This window comes from Marinomonas sp. ABL3_031 (assembly GCF_056161265.1).
The window spans coordinates 340,372-367,243 of the sequence record NZ_JBSWYU010000003.1 but is presented as its reverse complement, the minus strand read 5'-3'; the positions used below and the strand labels follow the sequence as shown (position 1 = coordinate 367,243).

At 44.3% G+C, this 26,872-nt stretch carries 25 protein-coding genes; 10 read left to right on the top strand and 15 right to left on the bottom strand.

Going from position 1 to position 26,872, the window contains the following annotated elements; translation table 11 throughout:
- Positions 1 to 844: 844 nt before the first annotated feature.
- The gene (locus ACXAH2_RS06070; protein WP_475077278.1) at positions 845 to 2,803 is read left to right on the top strand and encodes a methyl-accepting chemotaxis protein; all 1,959 of its coding nucleotides are present in this window, start codon (positions 845 to 847) and stop codon (positions 2,801 to 2,803) included.
- A gap of 358 nt (positions 2,804 to 3,161) precedes the next feature.
- Here the strand turns inward: ACXAH2_RS06070 and ACXAH2_RS06065 are convergent, their stop codons facing one another.
- From ACXAH2_RS06065 to ACXAH2_RS06030, 8 genes are all read right to left on the bottom strand, one after another.
- Positions 3,162 to 3,431, bottom strand: a complete 270-nt coding sequence (locus ACXAH2_RS06065; RefSeq protein WP_475077277.1) for a Txe/YoeB family addiction module toxin — start codon at positions 3,429 to 3,431, stop codon at positions 3,162 to 3,164.
- Positions 3,424 to 3,678, bottom strand: coding sequence for a type II toxin-antitoxin system Phd/YefM family antitoxin (locus ACXAH2_RS06060; protein WP_212595929.1), 255 nt, complete (start codon positions 3,676 to 3,678; stop codon positions 3,424 to 3,426). The genes ACXAH2_RS06065 and ACXAH2_RS06060 overlap by 8 nt, the downstream gene beginning before the upstream one ends.
- 297 nt (positions 3,679 to 3,975) lie before the next feature.
- Positions 3,976 to 4,206, bottom strand: a complete 231-nt coding sequence (locus ACXAH2_RS06055; RefSeq protein WP_475077276.1) for a hypothetical protein — start codon at positions 4,204 to 4,206, stop codon at positions 3,976 to 3,978.
- Between the two features lies 1 nt (position 4,207).
- Complete coding sequence (locus tag ACXAH2_RS06050; protein ID WP_475077275.1) at positions 4,208 to 4,618, bottom strand: hypothetical protein; 411 nt, start codon at positions 4,616 to 4,618, stop codon at positions 4,208 to 4,210.
- An 81-nt stretch (positions 4,619 to 4,699) separates the two neighbouring features.
- Positions 4,700 to 5,083 (bottom strand): DUF5958 family protein, encoded by a 384-nt coding sequence (locus ACXAH2_RS06045; RefSeq protein WP_475077274.1) that lies wholly within the window; start codon positions 5,081 to 5,083, stop codon positions 4,700 to 4,702.
- Positions 5,084 to 5,155: 72 nt separating this feature from the next.
- On the bottom strand, positions 5,156 to 5,995 hold the full coding sequence (locus ACXAH2_RS06040) for a Dimeric alpha-beta barrel (RefSeq protein ID WP_475077273.1): 840 nt from the start codon (positions 5,993 to 5,995) through the stop codon (positions 5,156 to 5,158).
- Positions 5,996 to 7,447: 1,452 nt separating this feature from the next.
- Complete coding sequence (locus tag ACXAH2_RS06035; protein WP_475077272.1) at positions 7,448 to 8,383, bottom strand: LpxL/LpxP family acyltransferase; 936 nt, start codon at positions 8,381 to 8,383, stop codon at positions 7,448 to 7,450.
- Entirely contained in the window at positions 8,376 to 9,086 is a 711-nt protein-coding gene (locus tag ACXAH2_RS06030) for a 3-deoxy-D-manno-octulosonic acid kinase (RefSeq protein WP_475077271.1), read from the bottom strand. Before ACXAH2_RS06030 ends, ACXAH2_RS06035 begins: the two co-directional genes overlap by 8 nt.
- Before the next feature lie 105 nt (positions 9,087 to 9,191).
- Between ACXAH2_RS06030 and ACXAH2_RS06025 the strand changes: the two genes are divergently transcribed.
- Entirely contained in the window at positions 9,192 to 10,202 is a 1,011-nt protein-coding gene (locus ACXAH2_RS06025; protein WP_475077270.1) for a glycosyltransferase family 9 protein, read from the top strand.
- Between the two features lie 20 nt (positions 10,203 to 10,222).
- On the opposite strand, the gene ACXAH2_RS06020 is transcribed toward ACXAH2_RS06025, so the two are convergent.
- Positions 10,223 to 11,179 carry a methylenetetrahydrofolate reductase gene (locus tag ACXAH2_RS06020; RefSeq protein WP_475077269.1) on the bottom strand — a complete coding sequence of 319 codons (957 nt, stop codon included), beginning with the start codon at positions 11,177 to 11,179 and terminating at the stop codon, positions 10,223 to 10,225.
- A gap of 166 nt (positions 11,180 to 11,345) precedes the next feature.
- Between ACXAH2_RS06020 and ACXAH2_RS06015 the strand changes: the two genes are divergently transcribed.
- The 4 genes from ACXAH2_RS06015 to ppnP all read left to right on the top strand — a co-directional run bounded on the left by ACXAH2_RS06015 (position 11,346) and on the right by ppnP (position 14,661).
- Positions 11,346 to 11,909: a DUF1285 domain-containing protein gene (locus ACXAH2_RS06015; RefSeq protein WP_475077268.1), complete on the top strand. Its 564-nt coding sequence runs from the start codon at positions 11,346 to 11,348 to the stop codon at positions 11,907 to 11,909.
- A 76-nt stretch (positions 11,910 to 11,985) separates the two neighbouring features.
- A complete protein-coding gene (locus ACXAH2_RS06010) occupies positions 11,986 to 13,326 on the top strand; it encodes a DEAD/DEAH box helicase (RefSeq protein WP_475077267.1) in 1,341 nt (446 codons plus the stop codon).
- An 84-nt stretch (positions 13,327 to 13,410) separates the two neighbouring features.
- Entirely contained in the window at positions 13,411 to 14,325 is a 915-nt protein-coding gene (gene gcvA, locus ACXAH2_RS06005; RefSeq protein ID WP_475077266.1) for a transcriptional regulator GcvA, read from the top strand.
- A 45-nt stretch (positions 14,326 to 14,370) separates the two neighbouring features.
- The gene (gene ppnP / locus ACXAH2_RS06000; RefSeq protein ID WP_475077265.1) at positions 14,371 to 14,661 is read left to right on the top strand and encodes a pyrimidine/purine nucleoside phosphorylase; all 291 of its coding nucleotides are present in this window, start codon (positions 14,371 to 14,373) and stop codon (positions 14,659 to 14,661) included.
- 134 nt (positions 14,662 to 14,795) lie between these two features.
- Here ppnP and ACXAH2_RS05995 read toward each other — a convergent pair whose 3' ends face one another.
- Both ACXAH2_RS05995 and gloB read right to left on the bottom strand, forming a co-directional pair.
- Positions 14,796 to 16,487 (bottom strand): lytic transglycosylase, encoded by a 1,692-nt coding sequence (locus ACXAH2_RS05995; RefSeq protein WP_475077264.1) that lies wholly within the window; start codon positions 16,485 to 16,487, stop codon positions 14,796 to 14,798.
- A 55-nt stretch (positions 16,488 to 16,542) separates the two neighbouring features.
- Positions 16,543 to 17,316: a hydroxyacylglutathione hydrolase gene (gene gloB, locus ACXAH2_RS05990; protein WP_475077263.1), complete on the bottom strand. Its 774-nt coding sequence runs from the start codon at positions 17,314 to 17,316 to the stop codon at positions 16,543 to 16,545.
- 90 nt (positions 17,317 to 17,406) lie between these two features.
- On the opposite strand from gloB, the gene ACXAH2_RS05985 reads away from it, so the two are divergent.
- The 3 genes from ACXAH2_RS05985 to dnaQ are packed head-to-tail and all read left to right on the top strand — an operon-like array spanning position 17,407 to position 19,300.
- Positions 17,407 to 18,147 carry a class I SAM-dependent methyltransferase gene (locus tag ACXAH2_RS05985; RefSeq protein WP_475077262.1) on the top strand — a complete coding sequence of 247 codons (741 nt, stop codon included), beginning with the start codon at positions 17,407 to 17,409 and terminating at the stop codon, positions 18,145 to 18,147.
- Positions 18,144 to 18,587, top strand: coding sequence for a ribonuclease HI (rnhA, locus tag ACXAH2_RS05980; RefSeq protein ID WP_475077261.1), 444 nt, complete (start codon positions 18,144 to 18,146; stop codon positions 18,585 to 18,587). The genes ACXAH2_RS05985 and rnhA overlap by 4 nt, the downstream gene beginning before the upstream one ends.
- Positions 18,584 to 19,300 (top strand): DNA polymerase III subunit epsilon, encoded by a 717-nt coding sequence (dnaQ, locus tag ACXAH2_RS05975; RefSeq protein WP_475077260.1) that lies wholly within the window; start codon positions 18,584 to 18,586, stop codon positions 19,298 to 19,300. The genes rnhA and dnaQ overlap by 4 nt, the downstream gene beginning before the upstream one ends.
- A gap of 79 nt (positions 19,301 to 19,379) precedes the next feature.
- Here the strand turns inward: dnaQ and nhaB are convergent, their stop codons facing one another.
- Positions 19,380 to 20,882 (bottom strand): sodium/proton antiporter NhaB, encoded by a 1,503-nt coding sequence (gene nhaB, locus ACXAH2_RS05970; protein ID WP_475077259.1) that lies wholly within the window; start codon positions 20,880 to 20,882, stop codon positions 19,380 to 19,382.
- Positions 20,883 to 21,054: 172 nt separating this feature from the next.
- On the opposite strand from nhaB, the gene sohB reads away from it, so the two are divergent.
- The gene (sohB, locus tag ACXAH2_RS05965) at positions 21,055 to 22,095 is read left to right on the top strand and encodes a protease SohB (RefSeq protein ID WP_475077282.1); all 1,041 of its coding nucleotides are present in this window, start codon (positions 21,055 to 21,057) and stop codon (positions 22,093 to 22,095) included.
- A gap of 66 nt (positions 22,096 to 22,161) precedes the next feature.
- Here sohB and ACXAH2_RS05960 read toward each other — a convergent pair whose 3' ends face one another.
- Genes ACXAH2_RS05960 through folX form a run of 3 tightly spaced genes read right to left on the bottom strand, consistent with a single transcriptional unit; the run spans position 22,162 to position 26,820 of the window.
- Entirely contained in the window at positions 22,162 to 23,037 is an 876-nt protein-coding gene (locus tag ACXAH2_RS05960; RefSeq protein WP_475077258.1) for a hypothetical protein, read from the bottom strand.
- The gene (gene mfd / locus ACXAH2_RS05955; RefSeq protein ID WP_475077257.1) at positions 23,034 to 26,447 is read right to left on the bottom strand and encodes a transcription-repair coupling factor; all 3,414 of its coding nucleotides are present in this window, start codon (positions 26,445 to 26,447) and stop codon (positions 23,034 to 23,036) included. The genes ACXAH2_RS05960 and mfd overlap by 4 nt, the downstream gene beginning before the upstream one ends.
- A 7-nt stretch (positions 26,448 to 26,454) precedes the next feature.
- The gene (folX, locus tag ACXAH2_RS05950) at positions 26,455 to 26,820 is read right to left on the bottom strand and encodes a dihydroneopterin triphosphate 2'-epimerase (RefSeq protein WP_475077256.1); all 366 of its coding nucleotides are present in this window, start codon (positions 26,818 to 26,820) and stop codon (positions 26,455 to 26,457) included.
- Positions 26,821 to 26,872: the final 52 nt, after the last annotated feature.

Below are 26,872 nucleotides of genomic sequence, written 5' to 3'. Positions count from 1 at the left end.
CGTAAAAAGAGGCAATGAGCCTGTCAGCAAAAAATGCTCGACACGTTCCTGAATGTGCGAAAGGAATCAAAAGATTTTTTGGTTACTTTTGTATCGTTTAGCAAAAGTTACCCGCCTAGCAGGGCGGAAAAAAGTTCCCCAACCAAAGCCAATCAGAGGAAATCCAGAATAGCCTAAGGAACAGTGGTTTTGTTTGATGGCGCTTCACTTATCAGACCTACGTTTCGTTGTTAACGGTGAGCTGATTTGAGGCTGCTGGACTAACCCCACCCTAGCCCTCCCCTTGAAAGACATAAGGGGAGGGAACATGAGATTTCATCAAGTGTGAAAGGCTTTTAAACGTAAAAAGAGGCAATGAGCCTGTCAGCAAAAAATGCTCGACACGTTCCTGAATGTGCGAAAGGAATCAAAAGATTTTTTGGTTACTTTTGCATCGTTTAGCAAAAGTTACCCGCCTAGCAGGGCGGAAAAAAGTTCCCCAACCAAAGCCAAAGCGAGGAAACAAAAATCACCTCGGGAAGAAATCAAAAAGCCTTTCCCATCAAGCAACTATCTTATTACAAGGTAATGGCAATAAGCGAGATAATGGGTTTGGTGTGGATCGCTTTTAAAAGTAAAAAAAGCTAATTTGCCGAGTAGTCAAAACGCTCGACAGGCTTTTTTACTTATGTTAAAAATGCATCCACACTTTGATATCTATGCTAAAAATGCATCGATGTTGTCATGTTTCTTGTGACTAACTTACTGCCAATTAAAAAAGGCAGGCAAGGGAATGTATAAGCACATCATAGGGTAAAGTGTTAGTGACAGAAATACGGTAATGCACTATTGCTAAGGTATTTCTATGTTTGCACGTATGAAGCTTTCTACTCAGATTAGTTCTGGGTACGGTTTAGTTCTTTTGTTACTTCTGTTCATTTCAATCATTGCATTTGTGGGATTACGGGCCGGCTACGCCAGCTTTGTAGAGTATCGTGGTCTTGCGCAAGAAACCAATTTGTCGGGTAGAATTCAAGCCAATTTGCTCATGGCAAGAATCAATGTGATTAAGTCTATTCAACAAAACGGAGAGGTTTCTGCTAAAGGATACGACGAGCGCATGCAAGCGACAATTCAGTTTATCGACGAAGCCATGTCCATGATGAAGGACCCTGAAAGGATAAATAAATTAAGAGAGTCAAGGGCGCTACTGCAAGAATATCAGTCAGGCTTTAGCCAAGTTCAACAATTGATAGCGCAAAAACATGACATTTTAGATACTCGTCTCTACCCAGCGGGATTGGCGATGCGAAAAGCCGTAACAGACTTCATCGAACAAGCCAATAGACGACGTAATAGTCAAGGTCTTTACTTGCTCAGTAAGGCGCAAGAAACGCTTTTGCTGGGGCGTTTATACGTGACTAGGTTCTTAGTGACTAATCAGCAGAGTGATTACGAAAGAGCGGAGCGTGAATTAGGTGACAACTTACCCTCATTAATCGACAGCCTTAGCGAGCTCTACACTGGGGATGCTTCAGCGAGTCAGTATTTACAGACATTTTCATCGAATCAAAAAGATTACCTTGAGGCATTTGACCACGCACATCGATTGATAAAGGATACAAACAGTATCATCACTTCTACACTAAATCGTATTGGTCCTGTTGTTGCCAACAACCTCGAAGACGTGAAACTTCATGTAAAAGACGTCCAGGATACACTGGGGCCGGTAGTGCAAGCTGATGCTGAACAACGTGTGATCTTTATTGCAAGTTTGTCACTGTTCAGCGTGATAGCGGGTATTCTCTTAGCGGTAATTTTACCACGCCTTATTATGAAACCTATCGGTGGAGATCCCAAAGAAATCGAGAAAATTGTCCGTGTTGTATCTGAAGGAGATTTAACCGTAGACGTTTCGGGAGGACGCCACGTTGGTGGTATCTACCATTCAATATACGACATGGTTACCAAGCTTCGCGTCTTGGTTGGAAATATAAGAGATAACAGCGCATCCATTGCTACCACGTCAGAATCTGTGGCTGTTGCCTCAACGCACACTTCTGAAGCCAGTACAAGTCAGAAGCAAAAAACCGAATCCGTTGCGACCGCTGTAAATCATTTGTCTCAGAGTATTCACGAGATTTCTGAGTTGGCTGAAGCGTCATCCAAATCAGTGAATGATGCACAACAAAAGTCGACATCTGGACAAGCAACGGTCGAACAAACCCGATTGGCTCTAGACAAACTTTCCAATCGAGTTACGGGGGCGATGGAAGTCATCGAAAAGCTTGCAGACAACTCCACAGAAATCGGAAAAGTGATTGAGGTGATCAACGGTATCTCAGAGCAAACCAACCTACTGGCCCTGAACGCAGCAATAGAAGCCGCGCGAGCAGGGGAGCAAGGGCGTGGATTTGCTGTCGTGGCTGATGAAGTCAGAGCACTTGCCCAACGCACGGGTGATTCAACACGAGAAATCCAAAATATCATAGTGTTGCTTCAAAACGGTGCAAGTGATGCGGTAGATGCTATGAGTAAATGTCAGGAAGATGCGTCACTGACAATGAAACAAGCCTCTATTACCACCAATGCTTTGGATGATATTCAACAAGCCGTTATCGCTCTTAGTGAGATCAATGAGCAAGTCGCGCAGGCAGTCGCGCAGCAGGTGGGGGCAACCGAAAAAATCAATCAAAATATCGAGGGAATCAAAGCCGCCTCGATAGAGACCTCTGAAGGGGCGGCAGGTACCCAAAGTGCCGCTGCGCAACTGAAACAAAACACAGTATCGCTAAACACACTGGTTTCACAGTTCAGTGTGTGATTGTCTGGAGGCATTGGCCTGGGCTACTCGACACGAGTAGGGTAGCCCTCTTTAGTCAGCCAAAGTGAAGTCTTTTCAGGGTGATTGAACACAGGTTGGATAAACTCACCTTAAAAGGAATGAAGGTCATCGGTAGCTGGTTTTTCATATCATTGTCGTGGTCAAGTAAAACAAGCTACCTCTTTGGAATCTAATGGGCAGAGTAGAACAATATTTAATTTTACTCTGACCCTAGTTGTTTGGAAAAACTCGAAATTAGGTTTATGGCTTAACGCCCCATTAAGGTGTGAACGGCGCTTGGCTATACTTGAGTATCACTCTTAAATGCTTTGTTAGATGCCAGATCGCTGAACCTAATTTAGTAGTGGTAACGACACGAGATTATCGTTATGGCCTGATCATCGACTGCGTAAACAAGTCTATTAGTATCATCAATACGACGAGACCAAAATCCAGATAAGTTCTCTTTCAATGACTCAGGTTTACCGATGCCCTCAAATGGAGAACGCTTAACATCATTGATGAGTTTATTGATGCGCTTGAGTGTTTTTTTGTCATGAGTTTGCCAATACAGGTAGCCATCCCAAGCGTCATCAGTCCACGACAGTAAACGCTGACTACTACTCATCAATTAACTCTCGTGCTGTTGTTTTACCAGCACGGTACTGCGCTATAGAACGGTTTAAGTGTTCAGCGTTTTGAGGAGAGCGTAGTAAGTGCACTGTCTCCATAAGGCTATTGTAGTAATCTAAAGACATAACCACAGCATCTTCAGAATCACGACGTGTAATAACGGTTGTATCAGCGTCATTCACTACACCGTCCAAAACAGCTTTAAGACCATTTCTAGCTTCAGTGAAAGATACGATTTTCATAAGAACCTCCACACGTACATTCAATGGAACAAGTATAGTCCTCACCATTCTACTTGTACAATAACTTGTACATATGATATTGATAAGGCAACTAACGCCTAGCTCACCGGAATAAATAGGTGTGAAGCACAATAGAAAAGTAGAAAGCAAACGAATTAAAGGGACTGTTGCCTTTAGTTGCTTTTTGTTGTCATAAGCGGAGTTAGTTTGTATTTAATTTTACTCTGACCCCAATTATTTCCAATTATTTCCAATTATTTAAGCGTTTGGCGGTCAGTTGCAGCAACTTGTTAAATTTTACTTGAACATTTTTTTAAACTTTTTCTCTAATTGAGCTTTAACTTCATCAGTCATTTGCTCAACGCCTTTTTCTTTTGCTATTTCAATGACACTGTCATAATCATTACCTTCTCCACAAGAAAGGCACTCTATCAAGTCGCCTGATTCAAATTCTGAGTCTTCAGGGCCTTGTAAAACAGCATCGCAAAAGAGACAACGTAGCTCTATTGAAATTGGGTCGATATCCATGTCATTCTCCTTTGTAAATTGTAATTAACAATGACGTTAGTGCAATTGTAAAACTTAGAATGACAAACAAGCCTTTATGCTCTTCTATATAATCTGAAGTTTTTTTAAGCAGCGTACGATTTTGTAGAGCCTCAGCTTGTTTTCTTTTCGAACGGACAACACCAATACCTTTTTCAGTGAGCCCTAAGCCATAATATTTCCCAGATATGGATGTATGTTTAATCCACTCATGGGCAAGGCATATATCGGCAGCTTGTCTGAGCTGATCAAGCGTATATTCTTTTCCTAGGAAGTCATAAATCTCCTCTACTTGGTCATGATCAATATTAAAGGTAACAAGCTTATGATTTGTTCCTTCTTTTTCCATGAACATGACAATACTTTCTAAGAGTTGATATTCGATTTCTTTCATTGATTCGTTTTCTTCCTAGAAATTTAACGCCGCGAACAGCGAAGAGCGAAGCGAATCCGCTGCTTTGCCTTGTTATGACTTTTACAGATTATGCCAATCATGCGTACAGCCACCCACGCATTGTTGAACCCTACGCCTACCATCGGCAACCCCCAAAATATAAATAAACAGCCTAAAAGAACGAAGGCGATCTATACCTTGCATTTTTAGAACCTTTGCCCTTACCTCATTTAGATGTTTTTTCCGAACAAGGACGCATGGAGAGTAAGTTTCTTTTAGCCCAGATAATTTAATTGCACGTTCAATATCCTCTGTCGTCGGATGCGCTTGAAGGATAAAGTAGTCGAGCGCACCTAGAATCTCAGACACAGTTTCTTCTGAAGCCGATTCGAACCAATCCATGCCTTCTTCGATTGGAAGAATTCCTTGAGCAATCTTGTTTATCTTAATTTCTACTTCGTTCATACAGAGTCATAACGCCTTGCTCACCGGAAAATTGGGAGTGCAGCGAGTAATTTTTCCGAGTGCAGCAACTTGTTAGGCTTCTTTGCCCATGAAAATTGCTACACGCTCCAGCCCAGCGTCACGATGGGCTTCCCCATTGTGAAATTCATCGCTTTCAATCGTTGCCAGGAGATTACGTCGTTGAGGATAACGAACAAAGATAAAATGATCCCAGCTATCAGCAAGCATACAATCCTCATGACTGCCAAAAATACAGATTGGCTTTCCACCATAGACTGGGTATGCACCTCTACGTAGTAGCTCAAATCCAGCAATCTTGGAGTAGCGATCATATGCCTCTTTGCCGCTGATCTTCTTACCGTCTTTGTTGAATTCCTTGTACTCGGCGACCGGTCTGTATTTGTTCAGGTTGTAGACAAAAAGTGGCTCGTCAAGATCTTGGGCTCTTGCAACTTCCATTTGATTTTCATCAGGCCAAACATCTGTGTTCTCTGCTCTCCACGTTGCGGAAGGTATGCCTTGATCGGTGACACCTTTAAACAACCGAACAAGCCATGATATGCCTTTAACCACATGAAAAGTTATCGATGGCTCCGGTATAATTACAAGGATGGTATGCTCGGAGCAGACCTGATTTAGAGAGTCTTCATAGGTTGAAAAGAAGTCCAAAGCCTCTTGTACCGATGAAAATTCGTCTATCACAATCTCATCGATCAACATCCCTTCCCGTGCTACAGGGTCAGCCTTAACCCGATACAACCGTTTTCTATTATGTCTACTTTTAGCCAGCCATTTATCGTATCCATTTAAATCTGTAATTTTCAGGTGGCAAATAAAGGCCACTTTTCTTGAACCTGCCTCTTTTAAGGCTTTACGGCATGATTCTTTATCTGTTGAGAAGGACATATTCATTTCGCATTCTTTGTTTAAGTCTAACATTTTTAATAGTGCGCATGCGCGTTTAGACAACTCAAAGACTTTATTAATACCTTTATAAGTGTCTGAAAATTAATGATTTTATAAAGATATTAATAAAATCCAAAACTGGAGAAACGAGCATGCGCGTTATTTCATCTTTCTTTTAGGTAAGTACAGCGCGTTATTTTTGCTGGAGATATTCTTATCCATTGATACTAAAAGACTTTTTATTTTTCTGCCAGCGTAAACGCGCAATACTGTGATTATTTTTTAGGCAAAACGAGCCAATCATTGGCAACTCAAAAAATAAACTGTATATCCATACAAATTTTTGATGATTATTCATAAGGAGTAGATGATGTTTTCCAGCCCGTTTCTTAACTTTATTTGCTCCTAGAGAAGCATATCCTTTCAACATAAATTTGTTTAAAACAACTTGTCGAATAAGCCTAAGTATTTGGTTCCAATATAAAATTTGAAATACAACTTTTACTGTAAATGAAAGTTGTATTTCAACTCGCTGTTTTTTTAACACCTAGGCACAGAAATTCTGTTTGATGGTGCTGCGCTTATCAAACCTACGTCGTTGTTTAAGATGAGGGAATTTGAGGCTGCTGGACTAACCCCATCCTCGCCCCTTGAAGAAGCTTTTTAAAAGGTAATGGGAAGGAACACGGGATTTGGTTTGGTTGTATGTTGTTTTGTTTGATGGCGCTGCGCTTATCAAACCTACTTTTAATATCAACAAGCTGTTTTTAAACGTAAAAAGAGGTAATGAGCCTGTCAGCAAAAAATGCTCGACACGTTCCTGAATGTGCGAAAGGACTCAAAAGATTTTTTGCGTTTCTATTGAAAGAGAGTTTTGCATCGTTTGGCAAAAGTTACCCGCCTAGCAGGGCGGAAAAAAGCTCCCTAATCAAAGGCAATCAGAGGAAATCCAGAATAGCCTAAGGAACAGTGGTTTTGTTTGATGGCGCTGCGCTTATCAAACCTACATATCGCTGTTTAAGACGAGCAAATCTGAGGCTGCTTGACTAACCCCATCCTCACCTTCCCCTTGAATACATAAGGGGAAGGGACACGAGATTTGGTTTAGTTGTAAATGGTTTTGTCTGAGGTTGCTGGACTAACCCCATCCTAACCTTCCCCTTGAAGACATAAGGGGAAGGAACACGAGAGATCGTCAGATTGAGATGGTTTTTAACGTGAAAAGAGGTAACGAGCCACTGGTGAAAACTCTCGACACGTTCCTGAATGTGCGAAAGGACTCAAAAGATTTTTTGGTTACTTTTGCATCGTTTGGCAAAAGTTACCCGCCTAGCAGGGCGGAAAAAAGCTCCCCAACCAAAGCTATCCAGAGGAAATTCACAAAATATCTGGCAAGAAGAAAGAAAAGTCCCCCAACCAAATCCAAACCGAGGAAACTCACAAAATATCGGGCTCAATTCACCGTTTTTTAATCTTATAAGGCGAAGGATCCTGCGGATCCTTCTGCGTCTTAAACCGTCGATGTGACCAAAAATATTGCTCACGTTTGGTCTCGATTTGCTTTTCTATTAACGAGTTGAGTAGGGTGGCGTCGGCCACGTCGTCTCCCGTTGGGTAGTTTTCGACTTCTTGTAATGACAGGGCGTAGCCATCTTGGGTGCGGCCGTAGTCGTACATGAGTATGGTGGCGCCGGTGGATTTGGCCAAACGGCTGATGTGGGAGATGGTGGCGCATTCGCGACCATAGAAGGGGGCAAAGACTGCGTTTTTGCGTCCGTAGTCTTGGTCAACGGCAAACCAGACGGTTTTGTTGTCTTTTAATGAGCGAAAGATTTCTTTGGTGTTTTTGCGCTCAATGGTTTTGCTGAACACGGCTTGGCGTTGGCGTTCCATGACCCAGTTCATCACTGGGTTTCTTTGCAGCTTGTAAATAGGGTGCACATCAATAAAACGCGCAATTTGAGTGCCGCACAGGTCAATAGAGGAAAAGTGCGCGCCGACCATGATGCAGCCTTTGCCTTTGGCGACGGCTTTTTGAACCACGTCTTGGTCGTTGAAGGTGACTTTTTGCGCTGTCTTTTCAGGGTTGCGAAACCAAGCGGTGAACATTTCAAAGACGCCAATGGCCATGCTTTCAAAGTGCGCTCGGGCGAGTTTTTCTCTGTCCTTGTCTGTCATGTCAGGAAAGCAGATTTGCAGGTTGGTGTGGCAAATTTTTTTGCGACGACTGCTTAGGGCATAGTGCAATTTGCCAAGGCCAGTGCCCAAGGCTTTTTGTATTGTCCAAGGCAGGAAGCTGAGTAAATAGGCAATGCCCATGCCCAGCCAAGTTGGCCAATGTTGTGGTGCAATAAATTGGGTAATGCTTTGATTTAAGGTAGTTTTTTTAGCCATGGTATCCTACCAATAGTGACGTCCATTGTGCGTCTGTTACTGTAAATTCAGGGTATTTGCTTGCTTCTTTGTCGAATGAGCGCTTTAGTCGGTCGAGGTTGTTTTGCGTCCAGCTTGAGTGAGGCTTTTTTTGTTTGCATTTATCAAAGTCGATCAGCCAGACTTTGTTGGCTTTATCTATCATGATGTTGTGACAGTTTAGGTCGGAATGATAGATGCCTGCTTGATGGAAGAGGGCAATGACTCGACCAATTTCTTTCCAGTTTAGTTGATCATTTTGTTGCTGTTTAATTAAGTCAAATAGATCGGTGGCGTCTGGAATGGTCGCGGTGAGCAGTTCAGCTTGGTAAAAGCCTTTGTGTAAGTGACACATGCCAGCGATGGGCTGAGGGACGGGCAGGCTTTGATTGTGCATGATTTCTAGCAAACTTAGCTCTTGCCAAGGGCGAGTGCTTTCTAGACCTGTGAACATAAAGTGACGTTTATTCAGTTTGGCAATCAGGCCGCCACGACGATAGCGACGTAGTACAAACTGGCCATATTGGCTGTCAATAAACCACACTTCCCCGCGACCAGTTCCCGTTCCTTTGATTGCATTTTGGTGGTGCCAGAAATCGGTATCAAACCAGTCTTGTGTGATGGGCAGTTGATCGGCGCTCTGCATTAAATATTGCTGAGCCTGGGTCTTATTCAGGTGTGGCATCTTGCTCGCTTAGTGTAATTCTCATGCTGTGTTCAGAAATTTGGACACTTTCCAGATAGGCTATTCTATAATACTTGCCGACGTTAAGCAGCCCTAGAGGAAGAGATGCAGCAAGATAAAATTCAACACCTAGCCGTGGTCCGTTTGTCGGCGCTGGGTGACGTTTGTCATGCCATGGCGGTGGTGCAAGCCATTATGAAACAACAGCCTGACATGCAGGTAACTTGGATAACCTCTCCTCTTGAAGCCAATTTGGTTCGCTTGCTGCCCGGCGTTGATGTTAAAGAGTACAACAAGAAAACCGGCTTTAAAGGCATTTGGGCGTTACGTAAAGCGCTCGCTGGGCCGCAATTTGATGCGCTGTTGCATTTGCAATGGTCATTGCGTGCCAGTTTGCTGACCTTGGCAATCAAAGCCAAGCGTCGTATTGGTTTTGCTTTATCCCATTCCCGTGAAAAGCAGCATTGGTTTGTGAATGAACTGGCCCCTGAACCGCAAGGTGAGCATGTGCTGGATTCGTTTCTGTCCATCGCCAGTGTGTTGGGGGTGAGCGAACCCAGCTTGCCTTGCGAATTGACCTTGCCTGATCATGACTTTGATTTGCCCGAGCAGTATGTGGTGGTTAATCCTGCAGCTTCAAAAGCCGAGCGCAATTGGACCTTTGAGGGTTACCAAGCCTTGCTTAAGCATTTGTTGGCGAAAGGCAAAATACCTGTGCTGACGGGCGGGCCAGCTGACATTGAGCGAGAGTTGGCGGCGAATTTGGTCGCGCAAACGTCCTCTGAGGTGATCAATCTAGTAGGCAAAACGCCGTTGAATGTTATGTTGGCGGTATTGAAAGGCGCGCAATTGGTGATCAGTCCTGATACTGGCCCTGCGCACATGGCGACCTTGGTGGGCACGCCTGTATTAGGTTTGTACGCTCATTCTAATCCGCAACGTACTGGGCCATATCGGGATTTGGATAAGGTGATCAGTGTCTATGAAGAAGGGATCGCTAAAGAATACGATAAGCCTTTGGCGGAATTGCCTTGGTCGACTCGCGTGCATGACCCTGAGGCCATGCAGGCCATTCGCATCGACCGTGTTTTACAGCAGGTCGATGCGCTGCTTTAACTCACTTAAATAGCAGAGAATTAGTTTAGCCCTTGTTCAGCCAATTTAAGGTCGAGGGTGGCTTTTAATAAACGATACAGTTGGATCGAAGCGTCGATTTCTTCTTTGCGGTTGGTCAAGCTTTCGATGTTCAGACCCAAAGGCACGCCAAGGGGTAACGCCACTTCAATGATTTGTTCTAAAGCGCTACGGCAAATTTTGATGGATTCATCCAATGGTGTTGTTGAATCCAGAATGCGGTGTTTGGTGGCCTCGGGAACTGAGATGCCCAGCCACTCCATGAATTCTAAGGTTTTGGCGCTGCCACAAGGGGTGAAGGTCAAAATAATGCGCTTGGGTGTGTTGCCTTGTTCTTTGCAAGTGCGCGCGTAACGGCTGATAAGATCCGCAGTGGCTTGCGGATTATAGACGGCTTGAGAAATGAAGAAGTCACAACCGGCTGCGGATTTTTTGATGATGCGTAAATGCTCATCGCCTTTTCTAGCATGACGCTCAGCGATGGTCACACCACCAAGGTTGAAGTCGTGCTCTGAAGTCGCTAGGGTTTGGTAAGCTTCTGGCAGTGGCAATTTGATGTCGCCGTCAGAAGAAGGGGAGCCAACCAAGACCAGATCACGAATGCCATAATCTTCCCATGCCTCGGTTAACCAGCCAGAAAAGGCTTCTGCACTGCGCGAAGAAACGGATTTGTACGTCACAACTGGCTTGTCAGACGCTAGGTGTAGGCGCTTAGACCAAGCACGTGGGTCGTGGGTTTCCATGAAAGGGAAGGGTCTTGGCTTGTCGATGCGGCTGGTTTCGTCTTGAATGTCATACACGATTAAACCGTCCACCTCTATGTCGGCTAGGCGATTTAGCAGTTTGGCGCTGATTTCCTGTAATTGCTCTTCTTGCACGGAGGATTTCGGTGGTGTCGTACCGATAAAATAGACACCTCTGCTTGCGTCTTTAAACTTTCTTGCCAATTCCGATTTCATAATGTCACACTCTTATTCTTTGGAGGCGATGTTGAGCCTCTGCATGTATTGAATGAGATTATTTTATCAGTGAATGAATTTCATGGCTTCATTATGTAATTGAATAATATTGAAGTTAAAGTGAGATAGCCTAATTTGTTCGCACAATATTGAAGGTACAGCCGATATGATTGATTTAAAGAATTTGCCGAGTAATAAGGATTTACCCCCTGTACACAAGTGGCGGCCAGATTTTTGCGGTGATATGAACATGCTGATCAAGTCCAATGGTGACTGGATTCATGAAGGTGGCAAGATTCATCGTAGCGCGATGGTGAAAATGTTCAGCCGTATTTTATGGCATGAAAACAATGAATATTTTCTGGTTACCCCTGTTGAAAAAGTGCGTATTCAAGTGGAAGATGCGCCTTTCTTGGTAAATCGCTGGCGAACCGTTGAAACACCTCAAGGGGAAGCCTTGGAATTTACCACAACGACAGACGATGTCATGGTGCTGGGAATTGATACGGATTTATTCATGGCACCCTTTCATAAGGATGCATGGCAAGAGGAAGAACAACAAGGGGAAGAAAGGCCTTATATCCAAATGCGTTATGGGATGAAGGCGTTGCTCGCGCGTAATGTTTTTTATGCTTTAGCAGAACAACTGCAACCCGTTAAGACAGAGGCTGGCTCGGGGCAGGGGATTATGAGTGCGGGTAAAAGCTATCTTTTGTTAAAAGAGGATTAAGGTATTTGCTTGAGGCTGAGTTATAATCTCGATGATGCGTTTTTGCAGTCTAATGAATTCATTCTGAGGTGTTTTTTTGTTATTCGAAGATTTTGGTTTTGATAATCGTATTTTAAAATCTATTGGTCATTTAGGGTTTGATGAGGCAACGGAAATTCAAGCGCGCGCCATCCCTGAAGCCATGGCTGGCCGTGATTTGTTGGCCTCTTCGAAGACCGGGTCTGGTAAAACCTTAGCCTATTTGTTGCCCGCTTTGCATCGTGTCTACAAAAAGCGTGCTTTGTCGCGACGTGACCCAAGAGTGGTGATTTTGGTGCCGACGCGCGAATTGGCCAAGCAGGTGTTTGCGCAATTGCGTTTGTTGTTAGCGGGCAGTCGTTTCACTTCGGTATTAATTCTGGGTGGCGAAAACTTCAATGATCAACATAAGTCATTGCAGAAAGACCCTCATTTTATCGTTGCTACGCCAGGGCGTTTAGCGGACCATTTAACACAACGTCACCTTTATCTAGAAGGCTTGGAGCTGTTAATTCTGGACGAAGCAGATCGCATGTTGGACTTAGGTTTTGCCGATGCCATGCGCGCCATTAACGCCGCAGCCAATCACCGACAGCGTCAAACCTTGTTCTTCTCCGCTACGTTAGACAACACAGATGTCAATGAGATGGCGGCGGAATTATTGAAAGAGCCATCTCGTGTGGCCATTGGTCAAGGCTATGACGAGCATAAAGACATTCAGCAGCACGTTTTGTTGTGTGATCATTTGGATCACAAGCAGGCTTTGCTTCAGTATTTATTGTCAGAACAAACTATTAAGCAAGCCATTATTTTCACTGCCACTAAGGCCGATACAGTGCGTTTGGCAGACTTGGTGGGCAGTTGGGGAATGACGACTCAGGCCTTGAATGGGGATTTGTCGCAAAGTGCACGTAATAAAGTCATGGAAAGTTTCGCTAAGGGGCAATTTACTGTTTTGGTCAGTACCGACTTGGCGTCCCGTGGCCTAGACATTGCCAGTGTTTCCCATGTATTTAACTTCGACCTTCCCAAACAGGCTGAAGAATTTGTTCATCGAACGGGCCGTACCGGTCGTGCTGGCTTTAAAGGGGATGCTTATTCATTAGTAGGGCCAAAAGATTGGTTGAGTTTTAAGGCCATAGAAAGCTTTTTACAGCGTAAATTTGAGCTGGAAACGGTGGAATCCTTGCCGGCAACCTTTAAAGGTTTGGCGCCGAAGAAACCCAAAATTGCTAAACCCGCAGTGAAAAAGAACGCCAAAACACCACGTAAAGCCGCGCAGAAAAAACGCAATGGGCCAGCAAAATCAGCACGCTTTCATGACGGCCGTCAGGATGGTTTTGAAGCCTTTAAATTACCAGTAAAGCGCAGTAAGAAAATGGATTTAGGTGATGAGTAAATGAGAGTTAATGTCATTTACTAATCTCTTAAAAAATCGCATGATATTGGTCTGAGTGAGATCTATATTCACACTTAAGATTGGTTGTATGGAGATACGCTTATTAATCGTTTGCCCCCATTAAATTCATTAAGGTGTTTTGAGTCGGCTGCGCGTCATGGCAGCTTCAATAAAGCGGCTAAGGAATTGTCCGTTACACCTTCCGCGATTAGCCATCAGATTAAAGGCTTGGAAAGTTTTCTGGGCTTAGAATTGTTCCGTCGTACCAAACGAAAGGTGGTATTGACGGAAGCAGGGGAGTCTTATCTAAAGCCCATTAAAAGCATTTTTGAACAGTTAGAAAGTGCGACCTCTGAACTAAAGAGTCAGCAAAAGTCGGGTTCCCTACGTTTGGCGGTGGCACCGGCTTTCCTGACGCGTTGGTTGATGCCACGCATGGAGAGTTTCCAAGAGAGTTACCCTGATATTCAAATTGAAATCAGTTCTTTAACAGGCTTGGTGGATTTTTCTGCTAATGATATTGATATGGCCGTCTACTTTGGTCGTGGTGAATGGGAAGGTATAGAAGCCCATTATTTACGCCCATCTCGTCTGGCTCCGGTGTGTAGTCCTCGCCTAATTAAATCCGATCGTCCCATTAACAAACCAGAAGACATGCGATTTTATCCATTGCTGCACGTCACCAAACGCAAAGATGAATGGAATGATTGGCTCAAGCAACACGACCTTGACCCTAAGCAATTTCGTCGTGGTTTGATGTTTTCCAGCGGTTCCTTGACCGCCGGGGCGGCGTCTCAAGGTTTGGGTATTTCACTTTCAGACCCAGAATTGGTGATGCCAGAAATTGTCGATGGGACTTTGCGGGTCTTGTTTGATCAGCATTTGATTACCGATAAAGCCTTTTATCTGGTGTATGAAAAACGTCGTTCCGTGACGCCTGCCATGTTGGCGTTTAAGGAATGGATTATTGAGAAAATGGTGGATTATGATGAAGAGTAATCCAAGCCATGTTTATTGTTGTATGTTTGAATATGAGATGTTTCTATGAGTAATGAATTAGCTGTAAATACCTACTTTGAAGGCAAGGTAAAATCGATTGCATTGGACAACGCTGAAGGTGTGTCTACTGTCGGTGTAATGCAAGTTGGTGAATACGAATTTGGCACCAGTCAGCGTGAGTATATGACGGTGGTGTCCGGTAGCTTGACGGTGAAATTACCGGGTGAATCTGACTGGCAAACCTTTGCTAAAGGGGAAACCTTTATTGTTGAAGCCAATCAAAGTTTTGGTGTTCAGGTGACAGAAGTTACTGCTTACCATTGTCGTTACGAATAACCACCCACCTGCCACCAATAACAGCGAGCATCAATAACAACGAGTAACCAATAGGCAGGCTGTTAAATAGACATAAAAAAAGCTGACTCCCTACGGAATCAGCTTTTTTTGTGCAATCTTATTGGCTGGTTATCTTAGTTGCCAGCAACCACATTGATCATCAGCATGACGCGATCACCCGGTTGAACGTATTTTTGGCTGCTCACTTTGGGATTCCAATTTTGGATATCTCTTACGGAGACTTTGAACTTATTGGCGACTTTTGCCAAGGAGTCCCCGGAACGAATGGTGTAAACCACTTTTTTGATCACGCTACGCTGTGTTGTTTTTGACTTTTTAGGTTCTAGCCAAACTACCAGCTTTTTACCTGGCATTAAGGGGTCGCCTAATCCCATGCCATTCCAGCGTGCCAGTGTTTTACTTGTGGTACCGTATTTACGAGCAATTTGCCACAGGCTGTCACCAGGGGTTACGGTGTAATTCACTTTGATTTTGTTACGGTTTGGCGCACGTGACTGTTTTGCCAGCAATCTTTGGTGAGAGCTTAAGGTGTAACTGTCGATATCATTACCTGCCACCGGAATCATCAGCTCTTGACCCACACGAATTAACGAAGAGGAAATCTTGTTAACACTTTGCAGGACTTTTACCGTGGTGTTGTGTTGCTTAGCCACTAGCAATAGATTGTCACCTGCTTTCACTGTGTAACGAACCCAAGTGACTCTTTGTTTGTTAGGGATTTCTGCCAGCTTAGTGCGGAAGTTTTTCGCTTTGCTTACTGGAATCAGTAAACGATGTGGACCGTCTGGTGAGGTTGCCCATTGGTTGAAGCCTGGATTCAGCAAGTAGACTTCATCTATGCTGATGTCTGCCATTTCAGCAGCTTGTGCTAAGTCCAACTGTCCGCCAATGTTAACCACATCAAAGTAGGGCTTATTGGCAACAAAGTAGGTTTTATAATTGTATTTTTCTGGGTTTTTAATGATTTTTGCTAACGCAATCAGCTTGGGTACGTAAGCACGCGTTTCACGAGGCAAATCCAATGACCAGAAGTCCGTTGGTTTGCCTGCACGCTTGTTCTTACGAATGGCGCGCAAGACGGTGCCTTCACCTGAATTGTATGAGGCCAGAGCATGCAACCAGTTACCATCAAACATCTTGTGCAAACGGGTTAGATAAGCAATCGCAGCTTGTGTTGAGCCAATAATGTCACGACGACCATCGTACCACCAGGTTTGATCTAGACCATATATCCGGCCAGTGGATGGGATAAATTGCCAAGGGCCTGAGGCGCGACCATGACTGTAGCCAAAAGGGTCGAAGCCGCTTTCTACAATCGGCAATAAGGCTATCTCGGTTGGGATGCCGGCTTTTTCCAGTTCTTCCACTATGTAGAAAAGATAACGCTCGCCGCGCTTTGATACTCGATCCAGATAACCTGGATGTGAGCTGTACCAGCGTAGCTGGGATGATAAACGCGGACGATCAATATCAAGGTTTAATTGGTAACCGGCGCGGATGCGTTCCCAGATGTCTTCTGGGGGAGCCGGTTCCGCTTCAACGACCGCTGAGGTTTCGGCTTCGTCTACGTCAACAATATCGGCGTCATCCAGTTCAGCGATTTCTCCTGCTGCCGCATTCTCTGCGTCAACAGGTGGAACTGTGTCTATCATGCCAATGTGTTCTGGATCAGCGGCAACAACTTGAACTTCTTCGAGGGATTCTAGAGACTCATCAGAAGTGTTTGTTGGCTCTACCTTGGACACGGTTTGACACGCAGTTAGGAGTAGGCTTGTTAAACAAACCCATAAAAATTTATTGGTCATGAAGGGTCACAAAATTGAGTAAAGTTTGGTCATTTTATCGAGCTGAAAATTCAGGTCAACTAAAACTGTCTTTAGCGCGTCTCACTTGCCCAAAGGCAGCGCTAGGTAGATCCTGAACCTCTTCGCTAAGTTGCTGAGCAGCTTGGCTTTTTACAAAATCAAGATGAGAGCGTAAAAAGGGATTGGTTTTTTTCTCTAAGGCCAAATTGCTGGGCAAGGTTACCTGGTCTTGTTGGCGCAATGCTTGGCAGGTTAGATTGGCTTCCAATAGGCTTTCATTTTGTGGTTCAAGAGACAAGGCAAAACGATAATTTGCTAGTGTGTATTCGTGGGTACAGTAGACGAGTGTGTCGTTTGGTAGGGCGGCAATTTTATTCATGGCCGCTAACATTTGGGTGGCGGTGCCTTCCATGATACGGCCACAACCGCCACGGAACAAGGTATCACCACTGAATAGAATGGGTTCTGGCTGAGCGCTGAAATAACATACATGATCCAGTGTGTGTCCTGGGGTTTCTAGAACACGAAATTGGCGATTAAAGATGGTTACTTGATCCTTTTCTTTGACCGGATGAGTCACCAAATGGCTGAGGTGCTCTGGCCCATAAACTGGGCACTGGAATGTGTCTTTTAACTCTGCTACACCACCAGTGTGATCTTTGTGGTGATGGGTGATAATGATGCCGGCTAGTGTCTTACTGTCTTTTTGGCAGTAGTTTAATACTACCTTGGCATCGCCTGGATCGACGGCCCAAATTTGTGAGCTATCATTATCGCGTAATATCCAGATATAATTGTCATTAAAGGCGGGAAGCGGAAAAATCGTCATAGGTTTTCTACTTTTATGTCAGAAGTCGAGGTAAATCATGGCGAAATAAGCATGCTCTGCCGTCATGATGCTGTTAAGAGATTTCATTGTATGTTGGATGATCAATCAAGACAATTTTTTCAAAACTGGTATCAAAGCCAGCTTGGTGAAGATGTTTTGCAACAAGAATTAGAACAGATCGATGCCGAGTTAGACCTTGCTATTGGTTATTATTTGGTATGCCAATCGCCGCTCAAAAACTTTGATATCAAGCACGACAGATTACGTGAAAGTATTTTGGTTGCCCCTGTTCTCGAGTTGGGTGCGGCAGACAATACTGTGGTTGCCAGAGCAGCGGAGTTACCTTTTGAATCGGATGGCGTAGATGTGCACGTGTTTCATCACACCTTAGACGTCTCTACTTCACCCCATGATGATTTGCGTGAGGCAGCTCGTACTTTGTTGCCCAGCGGTAAATTGGTGATTATTGGTTTTAACCCATGGAGTTGGTGGGGCTTGCGGCGATTGTTTTCGAAACGGAAAAAAGCCCCTTGGTGTGGTCGTTTTATCAGTCATCAAAGATTGGAAGACTGGCTGAAAGTAGCGGGTTTAACTTTAGAAAGTAAGCGCAGTGTGTATTTTCAAGCCCCTGTTCAAAATCCTAAATGGCGCGCTAGATTAGGATTTTTAAGTGCCGCCTTTGCAAAATTAAAACTGCCTTTTGGTGCTGTTTATGTGTTGACCGCTACCAAGCAGGTAAAGCGGCATATTCCTTTAAAACCTCGTTGGTCAAGAACTCGGGTTCGAGTTCCGCCACTTACTAAGCCCACAGCAAAAGAGATGAAAGAGTGAAACAAGTCGTAATTTATACTGATGGTGCCTGTAAAGGAAACCCTGGCATTGGTGGCTGGGGAGCCTGGCTTACCTTTGGTGAGCATGAAAAACGTTTGTGTGGTGGAGAACGAGAAACCACTAATAACCGTATGGAATTAATGGGCGCAATTGAAGGATTGGGTGCCTTAAAGGAAGCCTGTGAGGTGACACTTTATACGGATTCTTCTTACGTGCAAAAAGGGATTACTCAATGGTTGGCGGGCTGGAAAAAGAAAAATTGGCAAACGGCTTCCAAACAACCGGTCAAAAACAAAGATCTTTGGCAAGCACTGGATCAAGCTTGTTCAAAACACAAGGTGACATGGAAGTGGGTTAAGGGCCATGCTGGTATTGAAGGCAATGAAATTGCTGACCAGCTAGCTAATCAAGGCATTGAACAGCTGAGGGCGAAGGCATGAGACAGGTCATTCTTGATACGGAAACCACCGGCATTGACCCCAAACAGGGGCACCGCATTATCGAGATAGGTTGTGTGGAAATGATCGGGCGTAAGCTCACCAAAAAGCATTTCCATGTTTATATTAACCCTGATCGAGAAGTGGAAGAAGAAGCTTATCGTGTGCATGGTATTAGTGATGAATTCTTGGCGGATAAACCGAGATTCCATCAGGTTGCACAGGAGTTTTTTGACTTCATCAAAGGTGCTGAATTGATTATCCATAATGCCCCTTTTGATATTGGTTTTATTGATCATGAATTTGCTTTGCTTGGCGCGGGCTTTCCGAAAGTCGCTGAGGTTTGCCAAGTCTTTGACAGTTTGGTCTATGCGCGGAAAAAGCATCCGGGCCAGAAAAATAATCTGGACGCTCTGTGTAAGCGTTATGGCATAGACAACTCACATCGAGAACTGCACGGGGCCTTGCTTGACTCGGAAATCCTAGCAGACGTATACCTATTAATGACCGGGGGGCAAACCAGTTTGGGTTTGGCAAGCTCTGCGGACTCTCAAGGAGGCGAAGAAGGGGGAGTGGAAGAAATTCGTCGTCTGTCAGCGGATCGCCCGGCATTAAAAGTATTACGAGCCAATGAGGTTGAACTGCAAGCCCATGAAGAAAGATTGGATCTTCTTGAAAAGAAAGCAGGTCAGGCTTTGTGGCGAGTCAATCAATAGTCGTGTGATGAAATAAAAAATGCCCGCTTATCTCGTATTAGGTAAGCGGGCATTTTTGTTTTCAGTGAATCTGTTTAGGTTAGAGCAAGTAGCTCACACATAAACCACCGACAATACTCAGTACGATAGTGTATGGCAATGCCATCCAAACCATTTTTCCGTAGGAAAGACGCAACAAAGGCGCAATGGCTGAAGTCAGCAAGAATAGAAAAGCGGCTTGTCCGTTTGGTGTTGCCACACTAGGAAGATTGGTTCCTGTGTTAATAGCAACGGCCAAGATATTGAAATGCTCACGGCTAATCAAGTCGCTGTCTAAAGCCTGTTTCACTTCACCAATGTAAACGGTTGCTACGAACACGTTGTCACTGATGGCGGACAGTAAGCCATTGGCAACGAAGAACATAATTGGCTGGGTTTCTGTTGGAAGGTTCAATACCACGTCAATAATAGGCTGGAATAAGTGTTGCTCGTGAATGACAGAAACTATGGTGAAAAACACCACTAGCAAGGCTGTGAAAGGCAGCGCTTCTTTAAAAGCATTGCCAATTTGATGCTCTTCTGTGATGCCGTTAAAGGCTGTCAATAACACAATGACCATCAGACCAACTAAGCCCACTTCGGCAATATGAAAAGCCAAAGATAAAATCAAAATGACGGCAACGATGCCTTGGATGATTAATTGGGCCTTGTGACGAGGTGTGCTTTTGTTGGATTCTTCTTGTTCAAAATTTTTCAAAATATTGCGCACGTTTTCTGGTAGATGGGCACCGTAATCAAACCACTTGGTTTTCTCAAGCACAATCACGGTTAACAAGCCACAAGCCAAAACTGGCATGGAAATAGGCGCTACACGAGTAAAAAACTCTAAAAAATCCCAGCCTGCGGTTTTGGCGATGAGTAGGTTTTGTGGTTCACCCACTAAGGTAGAAACGCCACCTAATGCCGTACCTATGGCGCCGTGCATCAATAAGCTACGCAAAAAAGAGCGGAATTCCGCTAGATCTTCTTGGTTAACGGGTAAGATTTTGTCGTCGCTATTTGGGTTGTGTTTACCACTGCTGGTTTGATCGGATGCGACCTTGTGATAAACCGAGTAAAAACCGACGCTGACGCTGATCAATACTGCAGTCACGGTTAAAGCATCGAGGAAAGCTGACATGACAGCGGCCGCGAAACTGAATACCAAAGAAATGATGACTTTTGAGCGAATTTTCACCAAAAGTTTATTGAAAATAAACAATAGCATGCCTTGCATGAAGTAAATGCCGGCCACCATAAACATCAATAGCAAAATGACATCAAAGTTTTTAATGACTTCGTGATACACACCATCACTGTTGGTTAAACCGAGTAATATGGCTTCTAAAGCAATCAGACCGCCCGGTTGTAATGGATAACACTTTAATGCCATAGCCAAGGTGAAGATAAATTCTATGATGAGTAACCAGCCTGTTAAGAAGGGTCCTAATGTCACCACTGCAATGGGATTCAGAATTAAAAAGGCGATCACCATTTGTTTGTACCAAAGAGGCGAACTGCCCAGGAAATTATTACCCAGTGCATGGGAAATTGAGGTTTTCATTAAGAACTCCTTAAAGGTAACTTGTGTGCAAGTTTTATGCTTATTTTTTGATGCGCAGAATAATAAGGGATAAACCAGCTGGTATCTATGGTGAAAATGTATAAAAAGCATTGTTATTTGCGTTTTATACCCCATTATTACAAAGACTTATCGTTTATAGAGGAAGATGACGTTGGAATTTCTAACTGACTATGCTGGTTTTTTATTAAAGTTAGTGAGTGTTGCCTTAGTAATTGGTGTGTTGTTGGCGCTTGTAGCAAGTGGAAAGCGTAAGGCGCAGCCAGGCAGTTTGTCTGTCACTAAGTTGAATGAAAACTACGATTCTATGAAAGAGGAACTGGATCGTAAGCTGTTAGATAAAAAGACCTTAAAAAACCAGTTAAAGGAAAAAAAGAAGCAGGCTAAGCTGGAAAAGAAAAGTCATAAAAAAGACAACAAAGAAGAACAAGCAGCTGAGAAAAAACGTCTTTACGTGCTGAATTTTGATGGTGATATTAAAGCCTCTGCTGTGTCTGCCATGCGTGAAGAAATTACCGCCGTTTTAAGTGTGGCAACATCGAAAGATGAAGTGGTTTTGCGTTTGGAAAGTGGCGGCGGTATGGTGCACAGCTATGGCTTGGCGGCTTCACAGCTGCAACGTATTAGAGAAGCGGGCATACCCTTAACCATTTGTGTCGACAAAGTTGCTGCCAGTGGTGGTTACATGATGGCTTGTGTGGCGGATAAAATCATTGCTGCTCCGTTTGCCATTTTGGGTTCAATCGGTGTGGTTGCACAGGTTCCCAATGTTCACCGTTTATTGGATAAAAGCTTGATTGACGTGGAATTGCACACGGCGGGTAAATACAAGCGTACCCTGACTATGTTGGGTAAAAATACCGACGAAGGTCGTGAAAAATTCAAGCAAGACTTAGAAGATACACACGGTTTGTTCAAGCGCTTTGTGTCTGAGCAAAGACCGCAGTTAGCGATTGAAGAGATTGCTACCGGTGATACTTGGTACGGTAGTGAAGCTTTGGAGAATCATTTGGTAGACGCAGTGATGACCAGTGATGCGTATTTAGTATCGCATTACAAAGACGCAGAAGTGGTGCAAATTGAATACAAGCAACCCAAAAATATGGCAGAGCGTCTAGGTTTTTCTGTGCTGTCTGCCATTGAGCAAAAAGCCGTAGCTTGGCTCGGTAAGTTGACCCAAACGCGCGGTTATTAGTTTGACAATTTATTATTAGTTAAAAAGGGTAACTCAATTTGAGTTACCCTTTTTTGTGTTGACTTATTACTGAGTGATGGATGGCGTGATTTTTAAAGGCGCAATAATGGCTTGTGGCGTATCTAATTCATTCGTGCTGTTTAGCTCATCAAAATTAAGACTTTGTCCCGTTTCTGGGGTGATGGTTTGTAGAGCAATTTTTTCCACCGCTTCTTCAAGATCCAATGGTTGAAAATACAACAGCGTCCCTATGGTGGGATGATCTAGATAGTTTAGTTTTTTGCTGGCGGTTTTGTTTTGCATGTTGAGCTTCAATACCAAGGCCGGTTCAAAGGCTTTTAGGTCTTGGTTTTCCGTCGTATTGTCTGTTGTAGTAGAAAAAAATGATGTGCTTGTTGTGTCTGTGGCGAAAAAGCTGCTGTCGGGTTGCGTAAAACTGTCGAACAAGAAGTGCTCGTAATGGATGTCGGATTCCAAGTAACGGCCAAGTTTGATTCGAATGTCAGCGGTTAATTCGGGGTAACCATCTTTGATTTCCTCACTGTAAAAAGTCTTTTCAATCAAATCGCCTGGACGTTTAAAGATCAAGGTCCATTGCTGGTTAGATAAGATGCGAACTTGCCTGCCCAGTTTCTCGGCAATATTGGCAAAAGGTTCTGTTAAGCCTTGCGGAGCAATCTCGGTTATTTCTGGTTCACCTTGATTGGCTTGTTCACCATCAATTTGCTCGTCAGATGTGGCATCGGTGAAACGCAGCAAGCCTTCCGTGGTTAGGATATTTTTATAATCAATCTGTTCGCTGGTTTTATCCTCAGGCCAGAGGAAGGTCACTAAGTAAGCTTCATACGCTCTGGCAGTATCCGGATCGATCGGTTCATCAAGGGCATAACCTTGACTGTTAAAGCAAAGCATGGCTAATAGGGTTATGGTTAATTTTTTCAATGTAATAATTCCAACGTTTTGGTGGTCTGTTGGAAGCGATCTTCAGCGCTGTTCATTGGCACTAAGAATTTCAAAGTGTCTGAGCCAGCCAGTTTGTAGTGATCTGGCTTTTTCTGAATCAGGCTGATCAGCTTCATAGGATCAACAGGCGTTTTACTATTGAAGAAGATTTTACCTTCTTTTGCGTTTGCTTCAATTTTATTAATGCCCAGTTGTTCTGCTTTGAGTTTAATTTCGGTTTGTCTGAATAGATTTTTCGTGGCATCAGGCAATAAACCAAAGCGATCAATCATTTCGATTTGCAGGTCTTTAAGTTCTTCACTGCTGTTGGCACTGGCAATACGTTTGTACAAAATCAGACGCGAATGCACATCACCAAGGTAGTCTTCGGGGATCAAGGCTGGCACACGCAAATTAATGTCGGTTTGTGCCGGTGTGGAAATATCGACATCGGGTGATTCGCCGTTTTTCAGAGATTTCACTGCGCGATCCAACATTTCCATAAAGAGTGAGAAGCCAACGTGTTCAATATGGCCGCTTTGACCTTCACCGAGCAATTCTCCGGTGCCACGGATTTCTAAATCATGAGTAGCAAGCGTAAAGCCAGCACCAAGGGTATCGGCTAGGCTGATGGCTTCAAGGCGTTTTTCGGCGTCGGGCGTGATGTTGCGATCATTTGGTGTTAACAAATAAGCGTAAGCCTGGTGATGAGAGCGACCTACGCGACCGCGTAATTGATGCAGTTGCGCCAGGCCAAACTTATCCGCTCGCTCAATGATGATGGTATTGGCGTTAGGAATATCAATACCGGTTTCAATAATCGTCGAGCAGACGAGAACATTGGCACGTTTATGGTAAAAGTCGGACATGACTTGTTCCAGTTCGCGCTCGCGCATTTGGCCATGGCCGACAATGACGCGGGCTTCTGGAATTAACGCTTCTAGCTCTTCTGCTGCTTTTTGAATGGTTTGTACTTCATTGTGCAGATAATAGACTTGGCCACCACGGTGTAGCTCGCGCAAAATGGCTTCTTTGATTTGATGTTCGTCCTTCTGCTTAACAAAGGTTTTCACTGATAAACGTTTTGCTGGTGGCGTGGCAATGATGGATAAATCTCGAATGCCAGACAAAGACATATTAAGCGTTCTTGGAATCGGCGTGGCGGTAAGCGTCAGAATGTCGACTTCAGAGCGCAAGGCTTTAAACTGCTCTTTTTGTTTTACGCCAAATCTGTGTTCTTCATCGATAATCACCAGCCCTAGATTGGCAAACTTAATGTCGCCTTGAATGAGTTTGTGAGTTCCGACGACGATGTCGGCTTTGCCGGATTCAAGACGATCAATGGCGGTGTTGGTTTGCTTGCCTGAGCGGAAACGGGACAGCAATTCGACTTCGACAGGCCAGTCAGCAAATCGATCACAGAAGTTTTCGTAATGCTGTTGGGCAAGAAGGGTCGTTGGCACTAACACCGCCACTTGTTTGCCATCTTGCACGGCGAGAAACGCAGCGCGCATGGCCACTTCGGTTTTACCAAAGCCAACGTCACCGCACACTAAACGATCCATTGGCTTTTTGGTGGCCATATCTTGAATGACGGCGTCGATGGCCATTTGCTGATCTGGGGTTTCTTCAAATGGAAAGCCTGCCGCAAAGAGTTCATATTGGTCGTCTGGTGTGGCGAAATTATGGCCGACTTTGGATTCGCGTTTGGCGTAAATTTCCAGCAGTTCTGCCGCCGTATCGCGGGCTTTTTCAGCGGCTTTTTGCTTGGCGACACTCCACTTATCGGTACCGAGTTTATGCAGTGGAGCGGTGTCTTCATCGGCCCCCGTGTAGCGCGAGATGAGTTGTAGGGAAGAAACAGGCACGTAAAGTTTAGCGTCATTGGCGTAACCTAAGGTCAGCAATTCGGTTTCTTGACCATCAATTTCCAGATTGGTTAGCCCTAAATAACGTCCTACCCCATGATCAATGTGCACCACAGGTGCGTTAAGGCGTAATTCAGTGAGATTGCGGATAATCGCGTCTTCACTGATGTTTTGCTGCTTATTGCGGCGTCTGTGTTGCGATACACGCTCGCCTAGAATGTCACTCTCTGGTATTAGGGTGATGTCATTTTGGATGCTGAAACCGCGGCCAATTAGCCCTTGCGTAATGGCTAATGTGTGGGATGAGTGAATAAAATCATCCCAATCCTTAACTTGTTTTGGGTGGATTTTGTGTTTCTTAAGTAGGTCTAATAAAGCTTCGCGGCGTCCTGCGGATTCAGCCAAAATTAAAACGCGATGATTGGTCTGCTGAAGAAAAGCGGACAACTTGGCTAATGGTGATTCCGCTTTGGAATCAATTTTGACGTCTACCGGTCCTTGATAAAGAGGGTGCTCGCCTTCGGCCGAAAAAATCACATTGGTAAACTGATTGAGTTCGGCAAACAGCTCTTCTTCTCTTAAGCAGATTTCCTCGGGTTTGAGGATGGGGCGCTCAATGTTGTAGCTCAAAGATTCATAACGGCTGCGGAAATCTAATTGCACACTGGCCAATTGTTCATTAAATACGTGATTGCGCACGATAAGGGTGTCGTCACTTAAATAGTTGAACAGGTGTGAAGTCTGTTCGAAGAACAATGGCAAATAATATTCAATACCGGCTGGTATGATGCCGCTGGAAATGTCCTGATATATCGGACTGGATAAGGGATCCGTTTCAAACCGCTCTCGAAAAGCTTGGCGAAAACGCTGGATGCTTTGGCTGGTAGTAGGAAACTCTTTAGCTGGCAACATGTTTACTTCAGCGACTTTGCTAATACTGCGTTGCGTTTCTGGGTCAAACCAGCGAATGGAATCAATTTCATCATCAAACCAATCAATACGAATGGGCTGACGCGCCCCCGTTGGATAAATGTCCATTAGGGCGCCGCGAATGGCAAATTCCCCATGTTCATGAACATTGTCTACATTTAAATATCCTGCTTTGCTTAATTTGTCGGCCAAATCTTGTAAGGCGAGTTGCTGACCTTCTTTGAGATGAAAACGTTCACTGTCCAAATGTTGTTGTGGGCACAGGCGCGTCAGGCAGGAAGCCACTGTCGTCAAAATAATCGGCTGCTGACTTTCGGTAATCTTAGCGAGGGTTTCGAGGCGCTGGGAAATAATATCTTGATGAGGCGAAAAGCCGTCGTATGGGAGGGTTTCCCAGTCACTGAAACGTAACACCTGTTGTTGTTCTGATTTGAGGAAGTGAATTTCGTCTTCCAGCTCATTCAGCTCAGAAAGGGTATTAACGATATACAGAATGGGCTTACTGTGTTCAGAGGAAAGCGCCAGTAATTGCAGTGCTTTACGACTGCCGTCCAAGCCTTCGATGTGATTTTTAAAGCCTGGCTTGAATGTTATGGACGTGTGTTGTGTCATCTTGATTTTATTGATCTCGTGTCGCGGATAGGGTTAATGAGACGGAGTCGGCAAAGCGTAACGCGTGAGGTTTGGCAACATTGACTTTGGCAAAGGTGACACCAGGAGCCATGCAAATTTCCAGCAGTTCTGCAGTCAGCTTTTCAAGCAGTAAAAAGCGGTTGCTCTCTGTGTGGGTGATCATTTGCTTGCAAATGGTACGGTAGTTGACGGCATTTTCAACGTTATCTGTATTGTAAGCTTGGTCGGCCGGGTAATGGATCCACGCATTAATTACCACATCTTGTTTGTTGGCTTTTTCTGAGTCATTGAATCCAATGAAGGTGCGTAGGCGTAAGTTCTCAATATGAATCTGAGCATCAGGTTTGATCATAATCTTTGCTTCCGTGTTAGGTTGGCCCACTATAAAAGAGGGGATATTGTGG

Excerpts from the sequence above, each read along its gene's own strand:
- ACXAH2_RS06065 (WP_475077277.1), bottom strand. The coding sequence starts at position 3,431 with ATGAGTAGTAGTCAGCGTTTACTGTCGTGGACTGATGACGCTTGGGAT.
- ACXAH2_RS05985 (WP_475077262.1), top strand. The coding sequence starts at position 17,407 with ATGTTGGATGATCAATCAAGACAATTTTTTCAAAACTGGTATCAAAGC.
- gloB (WP_475077263.1), bottom strand. The coding sequence starts at position 17,316 with ATGACGATTTTTCCGCTTCCCGCCTTTAATGACAATTATATCTGGATA.
- ACXAH2_RS06070 (WP_475077278.1), top strand. The coding sequence starts at position 845 with ATGTTTGCACGTATGAAGCTTTCTACTCAGATTAGTTCTGGGTACGGT.
- ACXAH2_RS06040 (WP_475077273.1), bottom strand. The coding sequence starts at position 5,995 with ATGAATATGTCCTTCTCAACAGATAAAGAATCATGCCGTAAAGCCTTA.
- ACXAH2_RS06015 (WP_475077268.1), top strand. The coding sequence starts at position 11,346 with ATGATTGATTTAAAGAATTTGCCGAGTAATAAGGATTTACCCCCTGTA.
- ACXAH2_RS06050 (WP_475077275.1), bottom strand. The coding sequence starts at position 4,618 with ATGAAAGAAATCGAATATCAACTCTTAGAAAGTATTGTCATGTTCATG.
- ACXAH2_RS06045 (WP_475077274.1), bottom strand. The coding sequence starts at position 5,083 with ATGAACGAAGTAGAAATTAAGATAAACAAGATTGCTCAAGGAATTCTT.
- nhaB (WP_475077259.1), bottom strand. The coding sequence starts at position 20,882 with ATGAAAACCTCAATTTCCCATGCACTGGGTAATAATTTCCTGGGCAGT.
- ppnP (WP_475077265.1), top strand. The coding sequence starts at position 14,371 with ATGAGTAATGAATTAGCTGTAAATACCTACTTTGAAGGCAAGGTAAAA.
- ACXAH2_RS06025 (WP_475077270.1), top strand. The coding sequence starts at position 9,192 with ATGCAGCAAGATAAAATTCAACACCTAGCCGTGGTCCGTTTGTCGGCG.
- ACXAH2_RS06020 (WP_475077269.1), bottom strand. The coding sequence starts at position 11,179 with ATGAAATCGGAATTGGCAAGAAAGTTTAAAGACGCAAGCAGAGGTGTC.
- ACXAH2_RS06060 (WP_212595929.1), bottom strand. The coding sequence starts at position 3,678 with ATGAAAATCGTATCTTTCACTGAAGCTAGAAATGGTCTTAAAGCTGTT.
- mfd (WP_475077257.1), bottom strand. The coding sequence starts at position 26,447 with ATGACACAACACACGTCCATAACATTCAAGCCAGGCTTTAAAAATCAC.
- folX (WP_475077256.1), bottom strand. The coding sequence starts at position 26,820 with ATGATCAAACCTGATGCTCAGATTCATATTGAGAACTTACGCCTACGC.
- ACXAH2_RS06035 (WP_475077272.1), bottom strand. The coding sequence starts at position 8,383 with ATGGCTAAAAAAACTACCTTAAATCAAAGCATTACCCAATTTATTGCA.
- ACXAH2_RS06030 (WP_475077271.1), bottom strand. The coding sequence starts at position 9,086 with ATGCCACACCTGAATAAGACCCAGGCTCAGCAATATTTAATGCAGAGC.
- ACXAH2_RS05995 (WP_475077264.1), bottom strand. The coding sequence starts at position 16,487 with ATGACCAATAAATTTTTATGGGTTTGTTTAACAAGCCTACTCCTAACT.
- dnaQ (WP_475077260.1), top strand. The coding sequence starts at position 18,584 with ATGAGACAGGTCATTCTTGATACGGAAACCACCGGCATTGACCCCAAA.
- ACXAH2_RS06055 (WP_475077276.1), bottom strand. The coding sequence starts at position 4,206 with ATGGATATCGACCCAATTTCAATAGAGCTACGTTGTCTCTTTTGCGAT.